The 21033-nt window shown below is 75.7% G+C and carries 18 protein-coding genes; 10 read left to right on the top strand and 8 right to left on the bottom strand.

Annotated elements, in window-relative coordinates:
- Positions 1-82: 82 nt before the first annotated feature.
- Positions 83-2185, top strand: coding sequence for a hypothetical protein (locus GCU56_RS09045; RefSeq protein ID WP_163481358.1), 2103 nt, complete (start codon positions 83-85; stop codon positions 2183-2185).
- 15 nt (positions 2186-2200) lie between these two features.
- Here GCU56_RS09045 and GCU56_RS09040 read toward each other — a convergent pair whose 3' ends face one another.
- Entirely contained in the window at positions 2201-3961 is a 1761-nt protein-coding gene (locus GCU56_RS09040; protein WP_163481356.1) for an ATP-binding protein, read from the bottom strand.
- Positions 3962-4074: 113 nt separating this feature from the next.
- On the opposite strand from GCU56_RS09040, the gene GCU56_RS09035 reads away from it, so the two are divergent.
- A complete protein-coding gene (locus tag GCU56_RS09035) occupies positions 4075-4863 on the top strand; it encodes an FkbM family methyltransferase (RefSeq protein ID WP_163481354.1) in 789 nt (262 codons plus the stop codon).
- Here GCU56_RS09035 and GCU56_RS09030 read toward each other — a convergent pair.
- From GCU56_RS09030 to GCU56_RS09020, 3 genes are all read right to left on the bottom strand, one after another.
- Positions 4841-5449 (bottom strand): Maf family protein, encoded by a 609-nt coding sequence (locus GCU56_RS09030; RefSeq protein ID WP_163481352.1) that lies wholly within the window; start codon positions 5447-5449, stop codon positions 4841-4843. The two genes, GCU56_RS09035 and GCU56_RS09030, sit on opposite strands and share 23 nt — an antisense overlap.
- The gene (locus tag GCU56_RS09025; protein WP_345771740.1) at positions 5446-5631 is read right to left on the bottom strand and encodes an acyl-CoA carboxylase subunit epsilon; all 186 of its coding nucleotides are present in this window, start codon (positions 5629-5631) and stop codon (positions 5446-5448) included. The genes GCU56_RS09030 and GCU56_RS09025 overlap by 4 nt, the downstream gene beginning before the upstream one ends.
- A 128-nt stretch (positions 5632-5759) precedes the next feature.
- The gene (locus tag GCU56_RS09020) at positions 5760-7388 is read right to left on the bottom strand and encodes a carboxyl transferase domain-containing protein (RefSeq protein ID WP_163481348.1); all 1629 of its coding nucleotides are present in this window, start codon (positions 7386-7388) and stop codon (positions 5760-5762) included.
- Between the two features lie 58 nt (positions 7389-7446).
- Here GCU56_RS09020 and GCU56_RS09015 point away from each other — a divergent pair, with 58 nt between their 5' ends.
- The 5 genes from GCU56_RS09015 to GCU56_RS08995 all read left to right on the top strand — a co-directional run bounded on the left by GCU56_RS09015 (position 7447) and on the right by GCU56_RS08995 (position 14509).
- Positions 7447-8289, top strand: a complete 843-nt coding sequence (locus GCU56_RS09015) for a biotin--[acetyl-CoA-carboxylase] ligase (RefSeq protein WP_163481346.1) — start codon at positions 7447-7449, stop codon at positions 8287-8289.
- Positions 8290-8411: 122 nt separating this feature from the next.
- Positions 8412-9734, top strand: a complete 1323-nt coding sequence (locus GCU56_RS09010) for an acyltransferase family protein (protein ID WP_163481344.1) — start codon at positions 8412-8414, stop codon at positions 9732-9734.
- 31 nt (positions 9735-9765) lie between these two features.
- Entirely contained in the window at positions 9766-10323 is a 558-nt protein-coding gene (locus GCU56_RS09005) for a PH domain-containing protein (RefSeq protein WP_163481341.1), read from the top strand.
- An 80-nt stretch (positions 10324-10403) separates the two neighbouring features.
- The gene (locus tag GCU56_RS09000) at positions 10404-11552 is read left to right on the top strand and encodes an exonuclease SbcCD subunit D (protein WP_163481339.1); all 1149 of its coding nucleotides are present in this window, start codon (positions 10404-10406) and stop codon (positions 11550-11552) included.
- Positions 11549-14509 (top strand): AAA family ATPase, encoded by a 2961-nt coding sequence (locus tag GCU56_RS08995; protein ID WP_163481337.1) that lies wholly within the window; start codon positions 11549-11551, stop codon positions 14507-14509. Before GCU56_RS09000 ends, GCU56_RS08995 begins: the two co-directional genes overlap by 4 nt.
- A 25-nt stretch (positions 14510-14534) precedes the next feature.
- Here GCU56_RS08995 and GCU56_RS08990 read toward each other — a convergent pair whose 3' ends face one another.
- Positions 14535-15023, bottom strand: coding sequence for a GtrA family protein (locus GCU56_RS08990; protein ID WP_163481335.1), 489 nt, complete (start codon positions 15021-15023; stop codon positions 14535-14537).
- A 76-nt stretch (positions 15024-15099) separates the two neighbouring features.
- Here GCU56_RS08990 and GCU56_RS08985 point away from each other — a divergent pair, with 76 nt between their 5' ends.
- The 3 genes from GCU56_RS08985 to purE are packed head-to-tail and all read left to right on the top strand — an operon-like array spanning position 15100 to position 17649.
- Positions 15100-15873 (top strand): polyprenol monophosphomannose synthase, encoded by a 774-nt coding sequence (locus tag GCU56_RS08985; RefSeq protein ID WP_163481333.1) that lies wholly within the window; start codon positions 15100-15102, stop codon positions 15871-15873.
- Positions 15874-15929: 56 nt separating this feature from the next.
- A complete protein-coding gene (locus GCU56_RS08980; protein ID WP_239522010.1) occupies positions 15930-17138 on the top strand; it encodes a 5-(carboxyamino)imidazole ribonucleotide synthase in 1209 nt (402 codons plus the stop codon).
- Positions 17139-17148: 10 nt separating this feature from the next.
- Positions 17149-17649 carry a 5-(carboxyamino)imidazole ribonucleotide mutase gene (gene purE / locus GCU56_RS08975; protein ID WP_369410079.1) on the top strand — a complete coding sequence of 167 codons (501 nt, stop codon included), beginning with the start codon at positions 17149-17151 and terminating at the stop codon, positions 17647-17649.
- Positions 17650-17659: 10 nt separating this feature from the next.
- Here purE and chrA read toward each other — a convergent pair whose 3' ends face one another.
- From chrA to GCU56_RS08960, 3 genes are all read right to left on the bottom strand, one after another.
- Positions 17660-19105, bottom strand: coding sequence for a chromate efflux transporter (gene chrA / locus GCU56_RS08970; protein WP_163481331.1), 1446 nt, complete (start codon positions 19103-19105; stop codon positions 17660-17662).
- Positions 19102-19677 (bottom strand): cysteine dioxygenase, encoded by a 576-nt coding sequence (locus GCU56_RS08965; RefSeq protein ID WP_204331759.1) that lies wholly within the window; start codon positions 19675-19677, stop codon positions 19102-19104. Before GCU56_RS08965 ends, chrA begins: the two co-directional genes overlap by 4 nt.
- A gap of 438 nt (positions 19678-20115) precedes the next feature.
- A complete protein-coding gene (locus GCU56_RS08960; RefSeq protein WP_345771739.1) occupies positions 20116-21030 on the bottom strand; it encodes a hypothetical protein in 915 nt (304 codons plus the stop codon).
- Positions 21031-21033 lie beyond the last annotated feature (3 nt).

Genomic DNA, 21033 nt, shown 5'->3' with positions numbered 1-21033 from the left:
CCCCCGTCCGGGGCCTTCCCCTGCAGAACCGGGCGCCGGCCGCCGATGAACCAGAACGACCCCCACCGACCTGGAGTCCGCCGTGCCCGATCTGCCCCGTCCGTCCGTGCGCCTGCTCGTGCTGGGCGCCGTCGCGGTGCTCCTCCCCGTCCTGCCGACCGCGCCCGCCGCCGCCGAGGGCCCCCCGGCCGGCGAGACCGTCGTCGGCGAGCTGGTGCAGGCCTGGGCGGAGCCGGCGGACACGGGGTCGGCGCACGCCGAGGCCGGGCCGGTCAGCTGGATCGAGACCCCGGAGGGCGAGGCGGTCCGCGTCGCCACCGACGACGTCGCGCACGTCGAGGTGGGCGCCACGGTCGAGGCGGTCGTCGGCGCGGAGGTGCGCGACGCGGCATCGGCCGCGGGACTGCTCGAGCCGGCCGTCGAGGTGCAGGAGGCCGCGGTCGTCGCCGGCGCCCGGCCGGACCCCCCGCTCGCCGCGGCCGTGTCGGGCGTGACCAACGCGGTCACCGTCGTCATGGTCCTGCCGGCCGGCGCGGCTCCGGACGGCCGCACCGTCGCGGACGTCGTCGCGGCCGTGGACGGTCCGGTGGCCAGCTGGTGGGCGCAGCAGAGCGAGGGGGCCATCCGCCTGGGCGTGACGGCGTCCTCCGGCTGGTTCCAGGCGTCCGCCGGATGCGGGGACCCGTACGCGCTGTGGAACCAGGCGGCGGCCCACGCCGGATGGGTCCGGGGCCCGAACCGGCACCTGCTGGTCTACGTCCCCAGCACCGCACCCGGCTGCGTGTCCGGACTGGCCGAGGTGGGCAGCTCGGTCACCTCCGGTGGGCGGCTCTACGTCCGCGACACCGTCACCTCCCTGCTGGCGCACGAGCTGGGCCACAACTTCGGCCTGGGTCACGCCTCCGAGCTGCAGTGCGACGCCGCCGTCGAGACGGGCGCCTGTGCGGTCGCCGGCTACGCCGACTGGTACGACGTCATGGGTGTCTCCTGGGAGCAGCTCGGCTCGCTGGGCGCTCCGCACGCCGCTCGCCTGGGCGTGCTGCCGCCCGGATCGGTCCCGACGGCGGCCGCCGGCGCACCGCCCACCCAGTTCGTGCTGGCCCCGGTGGGTGCCCGGACGGGCACCCGCGCGGTGCGGCTGACCGACACCGACGGTGACGTGTACTGGCTGGAGTACCGGACCGCGACCGGCCAGGACGCCTGGCTGGGCTCGTCGGCGAACCGGCGCCGGCTGCAGTCGGGGGTGCTGCTCCGGCTCGCCCGCGACGCCGACCACACGTCGCTCCTGCTCGACGCGACGCCCTCCCCGCGCAGCCAGTGGTCCGCCGACTCGGCGGTGGCGCTCCCCGGCGGCGGTCCCGTGGTGGTCGGGGACGCGCGGTTCGCCGTGCGGGTGCTGGAGCAGACGCCGGCCGGGGCGCGCATCGAGGTGACCAGCGGCGCGGGGCAGCCGGGTGCCGCGCCCGCGGCCTCCCAGGGCACCGGCGAGATCGGGGGCACCGGGAGCAGGTACTTCCTCAACGACCGGTTCACCGGCATCGCCACCCAGGTGTTCCACTACGGGGAGCCGCGGGACAGCGTGCTGCTCGGTGACTGGAACGGCGACGGCGTCGACACCCTCGCCGTCCGGCGGGGGAACACCTTCCACCTGCGCGAGCAGAACACCACCGGGCCCGCCGACTCCAGCTTCACCTACGGGGACCCCGGGGACGCGGTGCTGGTCGGCGACTGGGACGGCGACGGCCGGGACACCCTCGCCGTGCGCCGGGGCAACCTGTACTTCGTCAAGAACACGCTGCAGACCGGCTTCGCGGACACCACCTTCGGCTACGGCGACCCCGGCGACGTCGTCCTCGTCGGGGACTGGGACGGCGACCGGGCCGACAGCCTGACCGTCCGCCGGGGCGCGCTGTACTTCGTGAAGAACGGCCTGACCACCGGGTACGCCGACGGCACGTTCGGCTACGGCGACCCGCAGGACACCGTCCTGATCGGCCGCTGGCGGGCCGGCCAGCGCGGCGACACCCTGGCCGTGCGCCGGGGCGGGCTCTACCACCTGCGCTTCAGCCTGACGTCGGGTCCGGCCGACCAGCTGGTGGCCTACGGCGACGTCACCGACACCGCGTTCGCCGGGGACTGGGACGGCGACGGGGTGGACACCCTCGGCGTCCGGCGTCCCGGCTGAGGGCGCGCCGGCGCCCTACCCGGCGTCGGCGATGGTGCAGAGGACGGCGCCGCTGGTGACGGCGGCGCCCACCTCGGCCGACAGGCCGCTCACCGTGCCGGCCTTGTGGGCGGTGATCGGCTGCTCCATCTTCATGGCCTCGAGGACGACGACCAGGTCACCGGCGGCCACGGTGTCCCCGTCGGCCACCGCGACCTTCACGATCGTGCCCTGCATGGGGCTGGTCAGGGAGTCACCGGAGGCACCCGCGCCGCCGTGCCCGCCGGCACGCTTGCGGGCCCGGCCACCCGGGCCGGCGGCCGGGGCGCCGCCGCCGAGCGCCAGACCGGCGGGCAGGGAGACCTCCAGCCGGCGGCCGCCCACCTCGACCACGACGCTCTGACGGGGCTCGTCCTCGTCGGACTCGGCCGGCGCAGCGGCGTAGGGGGCGACCTGGTTGTCCCACTCGGTCTCGATCCACCGGGTGTGCACCGCGAACGGTTCCGTGGTGAACGCCTCGTCGCGGACGACGGCGCGGTGGAACGGGAGGACCGTCGGCATGCCCTCGACGACGAGCTCGTCCAGCGCCCGGCGGGCCCGTTGCAGCGCCTCGGCGCGGGTGGCGCCGGTGACGATCAGCTTGGCCAGCATCGAGTCGAAGGCGCCCACCACCTCGCCGCCGGTCTCGACGCCGGAGTCCCAGCGGACGCCGGGCCCCTGCGGGATCTCCAGCCGGGTCACCGGGCCCGGCGCCGGCATGAAGCCGCGGCCGGCGTCCTCGGCGTTGATCCGGAACTCGATGCTGTGCCCGCGCGGCGTCGGGTCCTCGGTGATCTCGAGGGCCTCGCCCCGCGCGATGCGGAACTGCTGGCGGACCAGGTCGATGCCGCTGGTCTCCTCGCTCACCGGGTGCTCGACCTGCAGCCGGGTGTTCACCTCGAGGAAGGAGATGGAGCCGTCGACGCCGACCAGGTACTCCACCGTGCCGGCCCCGTGGTAGCCGGCCTCCGCGCAGATGGCCTTGGCGGAGGAGTGGATCCGCGCCCGCTGCTCCTCGGTGAGGAACGGCGCGGGCGCCTCCTCGACCAGCTTCTGGTTGCGCCGCTGCAGCGAGCAGTCGCGGGTCCCGACGACGACGACGGTGCCGTGCGTGTCGGCGAGCACCTGCGCCTCGACGTGCCGAGGCTGGTCCAGGAACCGCTCAACGAAGCACTCGCCGCGGCCGAAGGCGGAGACCGCCTCGCGGACGGCGGAGTCGAACAGCTCGGGGATCTCCTCGATGGTCCGGGCGACCTTGAGCCCGCGGCCGCCGCCGCCGAACGCCGCCTTGATGGCGACCGGCAGCCCGTGCTCCTCGGCGAAGGCGACCACCTCGTCGGCGCCGCCGACCGGGTCCTCGGTACCCGGGACGAGGGGCGCGCCGACCCTCATCGCGATGTGCCGAGCCTGCACCTTGTCGCCGAGGGCGATGATCGCCTCGGGGGAGGGACCGATCCAGGTCAGCCCGGCGTCGATCACCGTCCGGGCGAAGTCGGCGTTCTCGGACAGGAAGCCGTAGCCGGGGTGGATCGCGTCCGCGCCGGACTTCGTCGCCGCGTCGAGGATCTTGTCGACCACCAGGTAGGAGTCGCCGGGCGTCGTCCCGCCGAGGGCGAAGGCCTCGTCGGCGACGCGGACGTGCAGGGCGTCCCGGTCCGGCTCGGCGTACACCGCGACGCTGGTCAGGCCCTCGTCCCTGCAGGCACGCGCGACACGGACCGCGATCTCACCGCGGTTGGCGATCAGGACCTTCTGCACCGGCTGCTCCCTGTCGGCTCGAACCGGTCGGACTCTAACCAGTGGGCCCGGCCACTCCTCCCGGCAGGCCGACAGCGGCCCCGATGCCGGCCGCTGGTGGCTAACCTGCGCTGATGCTGGCCGTGCACCGGTTCCTCCTCACCCGGGTCCCGGGTCTGTACTTCCACCTGCGCAACGTCGGCCGCAAGGCGGTCGGGACGCGGCGCCACCAGCGCCGGCTGTTCGCGGAGCTGGTCGGCCCCGGCGACGTGGTGTTCGACGTCGGCGCCAACATCGGCGAGTTCACCGGCGCGTTCCGGGACCTGGGTGCCCGCGTCGTCGCCGTGGAGCCGCAGCCGCGGCTCGGTGCACACCTCCGCCACCGGTTCCGCTCCGACCCCGAGGTGACGGTCGTGGGGACGGCGGTGTCCGACCACGCAGGGGAGGCGACCCTGTACACCACGACCGCCGACGCGCTGGCAACCCTGGAGGCGGCCCGCGCGACGGAGGGGACCGGCCCCGGCGCCGAACTGGAGTGGGGCGCCACGATCACCGTGCCCCTGCAGACGCTGGACGCGCTGGTGGCCGCGCACGGGGAGCCCGCACTGGTGAAGATCGACGTCGAGGGTCACGAGCACCGCGTCGTCCGGGGCCTGACGACGGTGCGCCCGACGATCTTCTTCGAGGTCAACCCGCCCGGCGCCTTCGACGTCCTGGACACCCTGGCGGCGCGTGGCTACCGGGAGTTCTTCGTCCGGGTCGCCGAGCAGTCCGACTGGGTCACCCGACGCCCCATGTCGGCGACCGACATGGCCGCCTACCTGAAGACGTCGCAGGAGAACTGCGACTGCCTGGCGCTGTCGCCGGAGGCCCCGCCCGACCGTCGTCCGGCCGAGCGGGTCAGCGGCGCCAGAGGTCGGTGATCGCGAGCCCCCGCTTGGCCAGCTGGGTGCGCAGGGTCGCCAGCGACAACCCCACCACGGCGGCCGGATCGCCCTCCACCCGGCGGACGAACGGCGCCCCCAGCCCGTCGAGGGTGAACGCGCCGGCGACCGCCAGCGGCTCTCCGGTGGCCAGGTAGGCCTCCACCTCCTCCGGGGTGGGCTCGGCGAAGTGCACCACCGTCGAGACGACGGCGACGTCCCGGGCGAGCACCTGGCCGTCCCGCACGTCGAGCAGTGCCTGCCCGGTGTGCAGGACGCCGCGGCGACCGCGCATCCGCTGCCACCGGTCGCGCGCCTCGCGGGCGTCGGCGGGCTTGCCCATCGCCTGGCCGCGGAACTCCAGGAGGGAGTCGGCGCCGATGACCAGCGCGTCGTCCTCGCGCCGGGCGACCGCGCCCGCCTTGGCCGCCGCCAGCAGCGCGACCCGCTCGCCGACCCGTGGGGCGTGCACCGCGGACTCGTCGACGTGGCTCACGACCACCTCGGGGGCCAGCCCGGCCTGCCGCAGCAGCGCCAGCCGCGCGGGGGACGCGGACGCCAGGACCAGGCGACGGTCGGTGCTCATGCCGGCCTCCCGGATGCCAGCCAGCCGCCCGGGCCGGGACGCAGCGGCGCGCGGTGCGCGGCGCCCGCCGAGCCCCACGTCCCGACAGGGGTGAGCCGGCGGCGCGGACGGCGCTGGGACAGGGCCGCGAGGACGACCGTGAGAGCCGCGAGCTCCTCGGCGGTGGGCACCCCGCGGACCACCCGCAGGAACGGTGGTCGTGCCGAGTGGGGGCCCGGAGGGTCCCCGCGATCGAGCGCCGAAGCGGCTCCGCCCGCGTCGGGGGACGGCACCCGGCCGCGGTGCGATCCGGAGGATCGCGATGTCGTCGTCACAGCGGGATGTTCCCGTGCTTCTTGGGCGGCAGGGTCTGCCGCTTGTTGGCCAGCAGCCGCAGCGCCCGCACCACGTGGATGCGGGTGTGCGAGGGCGGGATGACCGCGTCGACGTAGCCGCGGTCGGCGGCGACGTAGGGGTTGGCCAGCGTGTCCTCGTACTCGGTGACCAGCTCGGCCCGCAGCGCGTCGGGGTCCTCGGCGGCGGCGAGTTCCTTGCGGTAGAGGATGCCCACCGCCCCCTGCGCGCCGATGACGGCGATCTGCGCGGTCGGCCACGCCAGGTTGACGTCGGCGCCCAGGTGCTTGGACCCCATGACGTCGTAGGCGCCGCCGTAGGCCTTGCGCGTGATGATCGTGATCGTGGGGACCGTCGCCTCCGCGTAGGCGTAGATCAGCTTGGCGCCGCGGCGGATGATCCCCTCCCACTCCTGCGAGGTGCCGGGCAGGAACCCGGGGACGTCGACGAACGTCAGCACCGGGATGTTGAAGGCGTCGCAGGTGCGGACGAACCGGGCCGCCTTCTCGCTGGCGTCGATGTCCAGCGTGCCCGCCAACTGGGTGGGCTGGTTGGCCACGATCCCGACCGGCCGCCCCTCGACCCGGCCGAAGCCGATCAGGATGTTGGGTGCCCACAGCGCCTGCACCTCGAGGAACTCGCCGTCGTCGAGGACGTGGGTGATGACGGTGTGCATGTCGTAGGGCGTGTTGGGCGAGTCCGGGATGAAGGTGTCGAGCTCCCGGTCGTCGTCGGTCAGGGCTCCGGGCAGCGCGATGTCCACCGGTGGCACCTCGACGGCCGGCAGCGGGTCCAGGTTGTTGCTGGGCAGGTGGGACAGCAGCGCCTTGACGTAGTCGAGCGCGTCGGCCTCGTCCTCGGCCAGGTAGTGGGCCACCCCGGACCGGGTGTTGTGCGTGCGGGCGCCGCCGAGCTCCTCGAGCGTGACGTCCTCGCCGGTCACGGTCTTCACCACGTCCGGGCCGGTGATGAACATCTGGCTGGTCTTGTCGACCATCACGATGAAGTCGGTGAGCGCGGGGGAGTAGACGTGCCCGCCGGCAGCGGCGCCCATCACCAGCGAGATCTGCGGGACGACGCCGGAGGCGTGCACGTTGCGGCGGAAGATCTCCGCGTAGAGGCCGAGGGAGACCACGCCCTCCTGGATGCGCGCCCCACCGCCCTCGTTGATGCCGATCACCGGGCAGCCGGTCTTCATGGCGAGGTCGAGCACCTTCACGATCTTCTCGCCGTAGACCTCGCCGAGGCTGCCGCCGAACACCGTGACGTCCTGGGAGAAGACGCACACCGGGCGGCCGTCGACGGTGCCGTGGCCGGTCACGACGCCGTCCCCGAACGGGCGCCTGGCGTCCATGCCGAAGTTCGACGACCGGTGCCGGGCGAACTCGTCGAGCTCGGTGAACGACCCCGGGTCCAGCAGCGCCTCGATGCGCTCGCGGGCGGTCATCTTGCCGGCGGCGTGCTGCTTCTCGACCGCCCGCTCCGAGCCCGCGTGCGTGGCCTCGACGACCCGCCGCTCGAAGTCGGCCAGCTTGCCGGCGGTCGTGTGGACGTCGACGTCGCCCGGCACGTGCTCCCCGGCGCTCTCCAGCTCGGCCGCGGTCACGTGCTGGGGCCCGGTCGCTCGCTGCGATGCTCGCTCACGGGTTCCGTAGCGTAGGGGAGTGCCCGAGTCGTCGCCGTCCCCCTGGTCGGACGCCGAGCGGTCCCCGCTCGACGCGTCGGCGCTCACCACGGCGCTGGTCACGGGCAGCCGCCTGTGGCGCACGGTGGAGGTGGTCGAGGAGATCGGCTCGACGAACGCCGCCCTGCTCGCCGCCGCCGCCGATGACGCCCCCGAGGGCACCGTCCTCGTCGCCGAGTACCAGGCGGCCGGCCGCGGCCGGCTCGAGCGCACCTGGGCCTCCCCGCCCCGCGCCGGGCTGACCGTCTCCCTGCTGCTCCGTCCGGACGTGCCGGCCGCGCGGCGCGGGTGGCTGCCGCTGCTGACCGGGGTGGCGCTGGCCGAGGCCGTGGCCGAGGTGCCCGGCGTGCGGGCCTCGCTGAAGTGGCCCAACGACCTGCTCGCCGCCGACGGGGCGAAGCTGGCCGGGATCCTGGCCGAGGTCGGACCGGGCGCCGTGGTCGTGGGCGTGGGCGTCAACGTCTCGACCCGCGCCGACGAGCTGCCCGAGGGCGGGACCTCGCTGGCGATGGCCGCGGGCCGGCCGGTGGACCGGGCCTCGTTGCTGCTCCAGTTCCTGGGGGCCCTCGAGCGCCGGTACCTCGGCTGGGCTCAGGTGCTGGGGGACCCGGTCAGCTCCGGGCTGGCCCGCGACTACCTGGCCTGGTCCTCGACCGTCGGCGCGACGGTGGCCGTGGCGCTGCCCGACGGCTCCCGGCTCGACGGGGTGGCCGAGTCGATCGACTGGGACGGCCGGCTCGTGGTCCGGACGCCGGAGGGCACCGTCGGTCTGGCCGTCGGCGACGTCCGGCACGTGCGGACCGCGCCGCCGGGGCGGTTGTGACGGCTGGGGACGGCGGGGTCGGCGGGTCGGTGTCGTACTGCGGACGGACGGGTCCGCCCGGTAGCTTCTGACTACTACCCGTAGGCGGTCGTTGACGTACCGCTGTCCCAGGAGGGCCGGTCGTGACCGCTGCCAGTCAGACACCGCCGACCGGTGGCGAGATCCGGTCGCTGACGGGGCTGCGCATCGTCGCCGCACTGTGGGTCGTCGTCTTCCACTTCTCCTTCACGCCGGGCGACACCTACGCCGACCTGTGGGAGCCGCTCCAGCCGGTGGTCCGCACCGGTGCTCTGGGCGTCGACCTCTTCTACGTCCTCAGCGGCTTCGTCATCACGCTGACCTACCTGGACAAGATGGGCCGACGGCCCTCCCCGCGCCGGATGCTCAGCTTCTGGTGGGCGCGGGTCTGCCGGATCTGGCCGGTCTACGTCGTCGTCACGACGCTGTTCGGCGCGTGGCTGCTCTACAAGGCGACCCAGGTCACCGACGGGTTCGTCGCCTACCAGCTCGAGCAGCCCGACGTCGACGTCTGGCACTACCTGCAGCAGCTGCTCATGGTCCAGCTGTGGGACCAGCCGTTCTTCGACGGCTCCTCCTGGGTCGGGGCCGCGTGGTCGATCAGCGCCGAGTGGCTGGCCTACGTCCTCTTCCCGGTCGCCGTCCTGCTGCTCTGGCGGCTGCGCAGCGCCCCGGCGGTCGTCACCGGTGCGCTCGCCGTCGGCGCGATGGTGCCCCTCGCCTACGTCTGCTTCACCACCGGCGAGCCGTACTTCGCGTGGAGCTGGGCGCTGCGCATCGGCGCGGGCTTCCTGGCCGGGGCGTTCACCTGCCTGGCCGTGCGCCGGATCAGCGTGACCCCGCGCGTGGAGCGGATCGCCGCGGGCGTCGCGGTGCTCGCGGTCGTGGAGATCCTCGTCGGGCTGTGGTGGGGCGAGTGGCGCGGGCAGGGCGAGGGCGAGTACGGCGGCGTCGTCGTCCTCGCGTTCCCCGTCCTCGTCGGGTCGCTGGCGCTCTCCCGGCAGGGGCTGAGCCGTGTCCTCTCGACCGGCCCGATGGTGCACGGCGGCCGGATCTCCTACAGCCTCTACCTGGTCCACATCCCGGTGTTCGAGATCTTCTGGACCTCCATGGGCTGGACGCCGTCGATCGCCCCGGGCAGCGGTCTGGCCGGGTTCCTCATCCCGCAGGTGCTGCTGTTCACCGTCCTGCTCGCGCACCTCAGCTACCGCTACCTGGAGGAGCCGGCCCGCCTGTTCCTCCGCCACCGCGGACCCGGCCGCTGGGCCCGCGCCGACCGGCCGGCCCGACCGGGCACCCCCGTGCCGCCGCCCCGGGCTGAGCAGCCGGCCGAGGTCCCGGCGCCGGCCGCGGCGCTCGTCCCCGCGCCTGCCCGGGCCGGTGCGGCCCGCACGGCGCGGCACCCCCGCAGCCGCGTGGATGCGTGACCAACCGACGACTCTCGGTCATTCTGGCGGCGTGGCGTACCCGGACAAGCTCCTCGCCGACGACGAAGAGGTCGTGCGGCACCTGCACCCGCACTGGCTGACGATCTCCTGGCCGGTCGTGCTGCTCCTGCTGCTGGTCGGCGCCGCCTCGTTCGGAGCCGCCCTCGTGCCCGACGGCCGGCAGCAGGGCTCGATCCGGGTGGGGGTCCTCGCGCTGGCGGCCCTGCTCGTCGTCGCGCTGGTGCTGCTGCCGCTGATCCGCTGGCGCACGACCCACTACGTGGTCACGACGCACCGGGTGCTGCTGCGGGTGGGCGTCCTGGCCCGCTCCGGCCGGGACATCGGGCTGAGCCGGATCACCGACGTCTCCTACCGGCAGACGCTGTGGGAGCGGGTCATCGGCTCCGGCACGGTCACGATCGAGACCGCCGGCGACGGGGGCCCCACGGTGCTCGAGCAGATCCCGGACAGCGACGGCGTCCAGCAGCTGCTCAACCACATGATCGAGGAGGACGCCGACCGGCGGGCGCAGGAGAGCGCCGACCACGTCCGCGGGTCCGAGAGCGGGTACCCGACCGCGCTGGTGTGAGCCACCATGGCTCGGTGTGACGGATCCGTCACGGCGCGCCTGGGCCGTTCTGTCGGTACCGCGACCTACCTTCTGCGGCCATGCGGCTGTTGCACACCTCCGACTGGCACATCGGCCGCACCCTGCACGGCACGGAGCTGCTGGCCGAGCAGGAGACGGTGCTGGGTGGGCTGGCGGAGGTGGTGGCCGCCGACCGCGTCGACGTGGTCCTGGTCGCCGGCGACGTCTACGACCGCGCCGTCCCCTCCGCCGACGCGACGGCGGTGCTCAGCCGCGTGGTGGCCCGGCTGCGCCGCGCCGGCGCCGCCGTGGTGCTCACCCCCGGCAACCACGACTCGGCGCGCCGGCTGGGCACCTTCTCCGAGCTGCTCGCCGCGGGCGGCCTGCACGTCCGCGCCGAGACCCGGCAGGTCGACGAGCCGGTCCTGCTGGCCGACGAGCACGGCGACGTCGCCGTCTACGGCCTGCCCTACCTGGAGCCCGAGATCGCCCGCTTCGAGCTCGGCGTCACGGGAGCCCGCAGCCACGAGGGCGTGCTGGGCGAGGCGATGGACCGCGTGCGCGCGGACCTGTTCCTCCGCCCGGGCACCCGCTCGGTGGTGCTCGCGCACGCCTTCGTCGGCGGCGGTCAGCCCAGCGAGAGCGAGCGCGACATCAGCGTCGGCGGGGTCGACCTGGTCTCGCCCGCCGTCTTCGACGGGGTCGACTACGTCGCCCTGGGTCACCTGCACCGGCCGCAGACGCTGACCCCGCGGCTGCGCTACAGCGGCTCGCCGCTGGCCTACTCGTTCGGCGAGGCGGGCCAGCAGAAGCAGGCGTGGCTGGTCGAGCTCGACGCCGGCGGGCTGGCCGACGTCCGGCCGGTGCCGCTGCCCACGGCGCGGCCGCTGACGGTGCTCACCGGATCGCTCGAGGAGCTGCTGCAGGACCGGGCGCACGCCGCCGCCGAGGCGCACTTCGTCTCGGCGCGGCTCACCGACCCGGTGCGGCCGGCCGATCCGATGCGCCGGCTGCAGACCCGCTTCCCACACTGCGTCCACCTGGAGTGGACCGGCTCGGCCGCGGTGTCCGACGGCCGCACCTACCAGGAGCGGCTGCGCGGGCGCGGCGACCTCGACGTGGTCGGCGAGTTCGTCGGCCACGTGCGCGCGGTCCCGGCGACCGCCGCCGAGCGGGACCTGATCGGCCGCGCGCTGGCCGCGGCCGACCGGGCCGAGGCGGCCGGATGAGGCTGCACACGCTCGCGCTCACCGCGTTCGGCCCCTTCCCCGACACCGTCGAGGTCGACCTGGACGATGCCGGCCGCGACGGGCTGTTCCTGCTGTGGGGGCCGACCGGCGCGGGGAAGACCACGCTGCTCGACGCGGTCGTCTACGCGTTCTACGGGACGGTGCCCGGCGCCCGCGGCGAGGAGAAGCGGCTGCGCAGCGACCACGCCGCCGACGCCGTCCGCACCGAGGTCTCCTGCGAGGTCACCCTCGCCGGCGAGCGGCTGCGGGTGATCCGCCGGCCCGAGCAGCAGCGGCCGAAGAAGCGCGGGGACGGCTGGACCACCGAGCAGGCCAAGCTCACCGTGCAGCGGTGGGACGGCGGCACGTGGGAGCCGGTCAGCACCCGCATCGACGAGGGATCGGAGTTCCTGCGCACCCGGCTGGGCCTGTCCGCGGAGCAGTTCTGCCAGGTCGTGCTGCTGCCCCAGGGCGACTTCGCCCGGTTCCTGCGCGCCGAGCCCGAGGACCGCGGCCGCCTGCTGCGGACCCTGTTCGACGTCGGCCGGTTCGCCCGCGTCGAGGACTGGCTGGCCGCCGAGCGGAGCGCCGCCCGGGACCGGCTGGAGACCGTCCGTCGCACGATGGGCGGACTGCTGGCCCGGCTCGCCCAGGTCGCCGACACCGCCGTCCCGGAGGAGCTGGCCCCCGAGCTGGCCGGCGCCGGACACGGCGCGCGGATCGGCAGCTGGGTCGTCCGGCTCCGGACGGCGGCGGCCGAGGACCTGGCCACGGCCACCGCAGCGGCCGACGCGGCGGCGGCGCGGACGGCGGAGCTGGACGCCGAGCTCAGCGCGGCGCGGGCGCTCGCCGACCGGCACGCCCGCCGGGACCGCGCCCGTGCGGAACACGACCGGCTCACCGCCGGCGAGGCCGGGCTGGTGCCGCTGCGCGCCGAGCGGGACGCCGGCCGCCGTGCCGAGCCGATGCGCGACGTCCTGGAGTCCGCCGGCCGGTGCGCGCTGGAGGCCGACGGCGCCGCGGAGCGCCTGGCCGCGGCGCGATCGGCGTGGGCGGCGGTCGCGGGCGGCCGGGAGGCGGATCCGACGCTGGCCCGGGAACTGCGGGACGAGGCCGCCGCCGTCCGGGTGCTGCTGCCCGACGTGGACCGGGCGGCCGAGCTGACCCGGCGGGGACGTCGGCTGGCCCGCGCGGTCGACGACCTGACCCGCCGGTGCGCGGAGTCCGCCGCGGCCGCGGCGGACTGGCCGGTGCGGCTCGGCGACGCCGAGGCCCGGGTCGCGGAGGCGGCCGAGGCGGCCGCCCGGCTGCCCGGGCTCCGGGCCCAGCTGGCGGCCACGGCGGCCGCGCTCGCCGCCGCCCGGTCCGCCGACGAGCTCGCGGCGGCGCTGACCGGGCTGCGGGTCCGGGCGCACGAACGGCGGGAGGCCTGGGTCGCCGCCCGCGAGCGCTGGGTCGAGCTCCGCGCCCAGCGGCTGGACGGCATGGCCGCCGAGCTGGCCCGGCAGCTGGCCGACGGAGACGACTGCCCGGTGTGCGGCGCGACCGAACACCCCCGCCTGGCGCAGCACGCCGGCCCCGTCGTCACGGCCGCCGACGAGCAGGCCGCCCGGTCCGGGGTGGATGCCGCCGAGGCGGCGATGGCCGCCGCGGCGGGCGTCGTGGAGGAGCGCGAGCGGGAGCTGGCTGCCCTCCGCGGCCGCGCCGGCGACCTCGCCGGGACCGACGGGCCGGCGCTGGTCGCGGCCCAGTCCGCGGCGGCCGAGGAGGCCGGGGAGCTGGCCGCCCGGCTCCCGGCGCTGCGCACCGAGCTGGCCGGCCTGCTCGCCGAGCGGGAGGCCGCCGCCGCCCGGTGGGCCGCCGACCGCGAGGAGCTGCGGGCCCGCTCCGCCGAGCACGGGGAGGTGACCGCCGGGCTCGCCGACCTCACCGCCGCACTGACCGCGGCCCGCGGGGAGGACGCCGACCTCCCGGCCCGGATCGCCCGGCTGACCGACGAGGCACAGCGGTGCGAGGCGGTGGTCGACGCCGGGAGCGCCGAGGTCCGGGCCCGGGCCGCCGCGGACACCGCCCGGCTCGCCGCCGAGCAGCGGGCCCACGAGACCGGCTTCGACGACGTCCTCACCGCCGCGGCCGCGCTGCTGGAGCCGCGCCGGCTGGCCGACCTGGACCGGCGCATCGCGGAGCACGACCGCCTCCTCTCGGTGGCCGCCGCGGCGCTCGCCGACCCGGAACTCGCCGACCTGGGCACCCGGCCGGACCTGGACGCGCTGGGCGAGCGGTGCGTCGCCGAGACGCGGCGGCGCGAGGAGGCCGTCGCCGAGCTCGACCGGGCCCGCCGCCGCGGCCGCGCGCTCGCCGAACTGGCGGGCGAGGTCACCGCCGTCCAGCTCCAGCTCGACCAGCGGCGCGGGGAGGCCGAGCAGGTGGGCGAGCTGGCCGACCTGGTCACGGGGCGCGGGGCGAACACGTTGCGGATGCGGCTACAGTCCTTCGTCCTCGCCGCCCGGCTCGAGCAGGTCGCCGAGGTGGCCAGTCGGCGGCTGCAGGACATGTCCGGCGGGCGCTACACCTTCCGGCACAGCGACGCGCAGGGCCGGCACGGCGCCCGCGGCGGGCTCGGGCTCGACGTCCTCGACGAGTACACCGGCTGCCTGCGCCCCACCAAGACGCTCTCCGGCGGGGAGAGCTTCATGGCGTCGCTGGCGCTCGCGCTGGGTCTGGCCGACGTGGTCACCGCGGAGACCGGCGGGGTGCGGATCGACACCCTGTTCGTCGACGAGGGCTTCGGCACGCTGGACGCCCAGGCACTCGACGCGGTCATGACCGTGCTGGACGAGTTGCGCCGTGGCGGCCGGACGGTCGGCGTCATCAGCCACCTGGAGGAGCTGCGCACCCGCATCCCCACCCGCATCGAGGTGATCGCGGGGCGGCACGGCTCCCGCCTGGCCGGGTGACCGGCGGCCCAGTGGGCGCGCCGGATCAGGGGATGCCGGCTCGGGCGGGGTCGGTCTGCCCGGTCGGCTCGGTCCGGGCGGGGAAGACCCAACGCCGGTAGCAGAGGAACCGGATCACCGTGCCGACGGCGATCGACCCGACGTTCGCGAGCTGCAGGACCACCGCGCTCTCCTGGCCCAGCGGATGGCGGACCACCGCCACGACGACGAGCCCGAACGCCAGGGTGAGGCCGTTGACGGCGGCGAACAGCGCGTACTCGCGGCGCACGCCGGTCCGTGCCCGGTGCGAGAACGACCAGTAGCGGTGCCCCACGTAGGCGGCCGTCGTCGCCAGGAGGGTCGACAGCGTCTTGGACGTCACGGCGCCCAGCCCGACGGAGGCGTAGAGCAGCTGGAAGACGCTGAGGTCCAGCACGAACGCGGTCGCGCCGACGACCCCGAAGCCGCTCAGCTCCTTGACCAGCAGCCGCCACGTGCTGCCCAGGCGGCGGCTGAGCGCGTCTGTCCGGGCCACCCGGCCACTCTAGGTGCCACGCCACCACACCGGTCCTGGCCACGACGGGACGGTGTGCTGCCCTACCCTCGCTCCGATGTCCGCCCGGCCCGCCGCCCCCCGCTCCCCGGACCGGCGGCCGGCACCGCGCTCGCTCTGGGTCGTCCTGCCGACGTACCAGGAGATCGAGAACGTCGAGCGGGTCGTCCGCGCGGTGCACGCCGTCCTCGGCGGCTGCGGGGTCGAGGAGACCGCCATCCTGGTCGTGGACGACTCCTCGCCCGACGGCACGGCCGCCCGCGCGCGGGAGCTGGCCCGGGAACTCCCCGGCGTGCACGTCCTGGTCCGGGACGAGCGCGAGGGGCTGGGGCCGGCCTACGCCGCCGGTTTCGCCCACGCGGTCGCCCGGGGCGCCGACTGCCTGCTGCAGATGGACGCCGACCTCTCGCACGACCCCGCCGACATCCCGCGCCTGGTCGCCGCCGTGCAGGCCGGCGCCGACATCGCCGTCGGGTCCCGCTACGTCCCCGGTGGCGGGGTCTCCGACTGGGGCCTGGTCCGGAGGCTGCTCTCCCGCGGGGGCTCCCTGTACGCGCGCACCCTCCTCGGCGTGGGCGTCCGCGACCTGACCGCGGGCTTCAAGTGCCTGCGCGCCGAGGCGGTGGCGGCCATCGACGTCCCCTCCGCCCAGGCGCACGGGTACTCGTTCCAGATCGAGGTGACCTACCGGGCGCTGCGCGCCGGGCTGCGGGTGGTGGAGGTGCCGATCGTCTTCCACGAGCGCTCGCACGGCCGGTCCAAGATGACCACCCGCATCGCGCTGGAGGCGCTGGTCCTCGTGCCCCGCCTGCGGTTCACCAGGCCGCGGTGAGCGCAGCCCCGGCCCCGTCGGGCCCGCCGGCGGGACCCGGTTAGTCTCGGCCCGTCATGAGCGACTCCCCGCTGGACCGGCGCACCGGACTGCCCGTCGTCGCCATGGTCGGGGGCGGCCAGCTCGCCCGGATGACCCACCAGGCCGCGATCGCCCTCGGCCAGTCGCTCCGGGTCCTGTCCGCCGGCCCGGACGAGTCCGCGGCACTGGTCGCGGCCGACGTCGAGCTGGGGGACCACCGGGACCTCGACGCGCTGCTGCGGCTGGCCGAGGGGGCCACCGTGGTCACGTTCGACCACGAGCACGTGCCGACCGAGCACCTGCACGCGCTGGCGGCGGCCGGTCACCGGGTCGCGCCGGGCCCGGACGCGCTGGTGCACGCGCAGGACAAGCTGGTGCTCCGCCGTGCGCTCGCCGCCGCCGGCGAGCCGCAGCCGGCCTGGGCGGAGGTGGCCGTCGTCGAGGAGGTCGAGTCCTTCGCCGGCCGGCACGGTTGGCCGGTCGTGCTGAAGACGCCGCGCGGGGGCTACGACGGCAAGGGCGTCTTCGTGGTCCCGGACCGCGACGAGGCCGCCGCGCTGCTGGTCCGGCACGGCACCCTGCTGGTCGAGGAGCGGGTCCGGCTGACCCGCGAGCTCTGCGCCCAGGTCGCCCGTTCCCCGTTCGGTCAGGTCGCGGTGTGGCCGGTCGTGGAGACCGTGCAGGTGGACGGCGTCTGCTCGGAGGTGCTCGCGCCCGCGCCCGGCCTGGCCGACGAGCTCGCGACCGCCGCGCAGGAGCTCGCCGTCCGCATCGCCGACCGGCTCGGGGTGGTCGGCATGCTCGCGGTCGAGCTGTTCGAGACGCCCGAGGGCGTGCTGGTCAACGAGCTGGCCATGCGCCCGCACAACTCCGGCCACTGGACCATCGAGGGGGCCCGAACCAGCCAGTTCGAGCAGCACCTGCGCGCCGTCCTCGACTACCCGCTCGGCTCCACGGCGATGACCGCACCGGTGGCGGTGATGGCCAACGTGCTCGGCGGGCGGGCGGCCGCCGACGACTGGGCCGGACCGGGGCTCGACGAGCGGGTGCACCACCTCATGGCGCACTGGCCCGACGTCAAGCTGCACTGGTACGGCAAGGGTCAGCGCCCCGGCCGGAAGCTCGGCCACGTCACCGCGCTGGGCGCGGACCTGCCGCGGGTGCGCGCCCGGGCCGCGGCGGCCGCGCGCTACCTGGCCGACGGCGAGGTCGACCCGGCGTTCGCCTTCCCGACCGGACACTGAGGAGCCCCGCGTGGACCCGATCGTCGGCATCGTCATGGGCAGCGACTCCGACTGGCCGATGATGGAGCCCGCCGCGGCGGCGCTGGCCGAGTTCGGTGTCCCGCACGAGGTGCACGTCGTCTCCGCGCACCGCACCCCCCGCCGGATGCTCGACTACGCCGAGTCCGCCGCCGGCCGGGGACTCCGAGTGGTCATCGCCGGCGCCGGGGGAGCGGCCCACCTGCCGGGGATGATCGCCGCCGCCACGCCGCTGCCGGTCATCGGCGTCCCCCGCCCGCTGGACCGGCTGGACGGGCTGGACAGCCTGCTCTCGATCGTGCAGATGCCTGCCGGCGTGCCGGTGGCGACGGTGTCCATCGGCGGCGGCCGCAACGCGGGGCTGCTGGCCGTCCGCATCCTCGCCGCCGCCGACCCCCGGCTGCAGGAGGCCGTCGTCCGCTTCCAGGCCGACCTGGCCGAGTCGGTGGTCGCCCGCGACGCCGCTCTGCAGGAGCGCATCACCTCGGCCTGAGGACGGCCGGTCAGGCGACGGGCAGACCGCCCACCCCGGCGAGCAGGCCGAGGACGGCGCAGACCCCGAGCGTGCGCAGCACCGACCACTTCAGGCGGAACAGCAGCACCGCGGCGACCACGGCGATGGCCAGGGGCACCGGCCGCAGCGTGGTCACGTCCGGCAGCTCGAACGCCAGCAGTCCGCCGTCGACGTCGAGGGTGTCGGAGAACAGCGTGTGGACGGCGAAGTAGACGCCCAGGTTCGCGATGACGCCGACCACGGCGGCCGTGATGCCGGTGAGCGCGGCCGACAGCGACCGGTTGCCCCTCAGCCGCTCCATGTAGGGGGCGCCGAGCAGGACGAACAGGAAGCTGGGCACGAAGGTCACCCAGGTGACCAGCAGCGAGGCGAGGACGGCGGCCACCCACGGGTCGAGGGAACCGGGGTCGCGGTAGGCGCCGAGGAACGCGACGAACTGCACCACCATGATCAGCGGCCCCGGCGTGGTCTCGGCCAGCGCCAGTCCGCGCACCATCTCCCCGGGCGCCAGCCAGCCGTAGACCGACACCGCCTGCTGGGCGACGTAGGCCAGCACCGCGTAGGCGCCGCCGAAGGTCACCACCGCGGCACCGGAGAAGAACAGCCCCTGCTCGGTGAACACGCTCCCTGCCCCGGTCAGCAGCGCGACCGCCGCGATCGGCAGACCCCACACGAGCAACCCGACGAGCAGGACCGTCAGCGTGCGGCGGGTGGTCGGGGCCTCGGAGTGCAGGTCGTCGTCGGAGACGACCGGCGGCGGGCCGGCGTCGGGCCCCTCGGCGGACTTCTCCCGGGGCAGAGCGGACGGGCGCCATCGGCCGAGCGCCCACCCGGCGATCCCCGCGAGGGCGACGACCACCGGGAACGGCACACCGAACCCTGCCAGCGCGACGAAGGACGCCACCGCGAGGAGGACCAGGGCCCGGCTGTCCAGCGCCTTCCCGGCCACGCGGATCACGGCCTGGACGACGATCGCGAGCACCGCGGCGGCCAGGCCGGCGAAGACCGCGGTGACCGCGGTGGTGGTGCCGAAGGCGACGTAGACCGCGGACAGGACCAGCAGCGCCACCACCCCGGGCAGCACGAACAGCCCGCCGGCGACCAGGCCGCCGCGGGTGCCGTGCAGGAGCCACCCCACGTAGGTGGCCAGCTGCTGCGCCTCGGGGCCCGGGAGCAGCGTGCAGTAGTTGAGGGCGTGCAGGAACCGGCGCTGGCCGATCCACCGCTTCTCGTCCACCAGCGTGCGCTGCATGACCGCGATCTGGCCGGCCGGGCCGCCGAAGGTCTGCAGCGAGATGACGAACCAGGCGCGCACCGCGGTGCCGAAGGGCACCACCGCCTGCTCGTGCGAGGACGGGTCCGGGGCCCGGGCCCCGGACGCCTCGCCCCGCTCCGTCCGGCGGCGGCCGGCGTCCGGCGGTGGTGTGGAGCTCACCAGTCGACGCCGGCCTGCTCGGTGCCGGTCTGGAGGAGCCGGCCGTCGTCGATGCGGTAGGTGTTCATCCGGGTGAGCCCCGGCGTGTAGACGTGCACGCTGACTGCCGCTCCCGCCTCGGTGTTGGTCACCTGGTGGACGTGGTGCGGGCCGAAGTGCCGGACGCGCCCGGCGGTGAGGTCGACGGTCGTCTGCCGCACGGTGCCGCCGGCCCGGCCGGCCGCGACGACCCGCTCGGTGAGCGTGCCGCGGACCACGGTGAACGCGCCAGCCGAGTCGCCGTGGTCGTGCAGCGGGGTGCCCTGCCCCGGGAGCCAGGAGAGCAGCCAGACCTGGGCGGTCAGCAGGTCGGCGTGCAGCGCGGGGTGCAGCGCCTCCGCGGCGTCTGCGGCCGGCAGCAGGTGGGTCCACCGGCTGGTGGGCCGGTACTCGACCAGGTGCAGCCAGCGCCCGGCGGCCGCGGCCAGGGCGGCCGCCAGGCCGGCGGCGCCGGTGCGCGACGGAATGGGAGCCGACGGGTGGGCGGGTGCGGTCAGGGCGGACGGTGGGGGGAGGGCGGGGGCGTGCAGCATCAACGGTTCCTCGACACGGGGCGCCCACCGGGCCGGAGTCGGCCGGGGCGCGGGGTGGTGTCACCGGGCGAGTGCCGGTCGGCGACGGGGGAGGGCGGAGGACGGCGTCAGCGACAGGCCGCCGACCACACCCGGCCGAGGTCGATGTGCACGCGCCGGACCAGCCGCGGGGCGGCTCCGGGGGCGGACGACCGGACGGTCGCGGCGGCGGACACGACGGAATGTCTACCATCCCGATCGGGATTGACGGGTATGAGGGGTCGTGTCAGGCTGCGGGCCGGTCGTGGCCGCCGCGACGGGCCCCGGATCGCCGGGTGGGGACCCCTCCGCCGCGCGCGGGAGCCCCGGGGTGGCGACCCGGCGGGCGTCGACCGGCGTCCGCGAGCACGGATCCGTCGGCCGGGTCCCGAGCACCAGGAGGGCGCGGCCGTGGCGGTGTCAGGACGGCAGCAGCACCGTGCGCAGCTCGTGCGCCCCGTCGGCGCGGGTCGCCTCGTAGAACCAGCGGGCACCGCCGTCGGGCAGGGCCACCACGTCGGCGTAGCGCAGTCCACCGGGCAGGTGCGGGCTCTGCAGCAACGGCCCGTTCCCGGCGGCCCGGAACCCGCCGTTCCCGTCGGAGACGGCCAGCCCCGTGCGCTCCTCCCAGTTCTCGCCCGCCGTGGCCCGGCCGTCGTAGAGCGCCCAGGTGCGCGGGCCGGCCAGCACCACGGTGGCGAAGCGCACCCCTCGGGCGTCCCAGCTGCCGGGACTCCCGGCGAGGGCGGTGCCCCGCCAGGTCCACTCGCCGCCGTCGGCGCTGGTCGCGTGCTCGGTGGTCATCCGGTCGGTCGCGGCCGGGTCGTCGAGGGGGTGCACCGAGGCCCAGAGGTGCCACTGGTCCCCGTCGTGCCGCACCACCGGGTCCTTGACCGCCGCGGTGGTGCTGCCGGGCAGCACCGTGCGCGGCGTCGCCGCCCCGAGGCCCTCGACCGTGCCGGCCTCCACCAGGTCGACCCGCCAGTGCTTGGTGCCGGGGGTCGCGCAGCTGACGTAGAGCCGCCAGCGGCCCTCGGGCGTGTACACCAGGGCGGGGCGCTCCAGGGACTCGGCAGCGAAGTCGTCCTTGCCCAGCCGGAGCACCTCGGTGAACCGGACCCCGTCGGCCGACCGGGCCACCACGTTGGCGTACCCGCGGCCCTCGCCGACCGGCCGCCGGAGCCGGTAGGCCAGCCACCACGTCCCGTCCACCAGCTGGACCGACGGGCCGCCGGCCCAGGCACCCCACCGCGGGTCCTCCGGTGCCACGACGGTCTCGGCGTCGGCCCAGAACCGGTTGGCGTCAGGGACGGGCAGCGCAGCAGTCGTGGGCACGGG

This window comes from Geodermatophilus sabuli, assembly GCF_010686765.1.
Classification (GTDB): Bacteria; Actinomycetota; Actinomycetes; order Mycobacteriales; family Geodermatophilaceae; genus Geodermatophilus; species Geodermatophilus sabuli_A.
This window is presented reverse-complemented; position numbering and strand designations above follow the sequence as displayed.

Coding starts and splice junctions, on each gene's coding strand:
- GCU56_RS09035 (WP_163481354.1), top strand. CDS start 4,075: ATGCTGGCCGTGCACCGGTTCCTCCTCACCCGGGTCCCGGGTCTGTAC.
- GCU56_RS09030 (WP_163481352.1), bottom strand. CDS start 5,449: ATGAGCACCGACCGTCGCCTGGTCCTGGCGTCCGCGTCCCCCGCGCGG.
- GCU56_RS09000 (WP_163481339.1), top strand. CDS start 10,404: ATGCGGCTGTTGCACACCTCCGACTGGCACATCGGCCGCACCCTGCAC.
- GCU56_RS08995 (WP_163481337.1), top strand. CDS start 11,549: ATGAGGCTGCACACGCTCGCGCTCACCGCGTTCGGCCCCTTCCCCGAC.
- GCU56_RS08985 (WP_163481333.1), top strand. CDS start 15,100: ATGTCCGCCCGGCCCGCCGCCCCCCGCTCCCCGGACCGGCGGCCGGCA.
- GCU56_RS08980 (WP_239522010.1), top strand. CDS start 15,930: ATGAGCGACTCCCCGCTGGACCGGCGCACCGGACTGCCCGTCGTCGCC.
- GCU56_RS08965 (WP_204331759.1), bottom strand. CDS start 19,677: ATGCTGCACGCCCCCGCCCTCCCCCCACCGTCCGCCCTGACCGCACCC.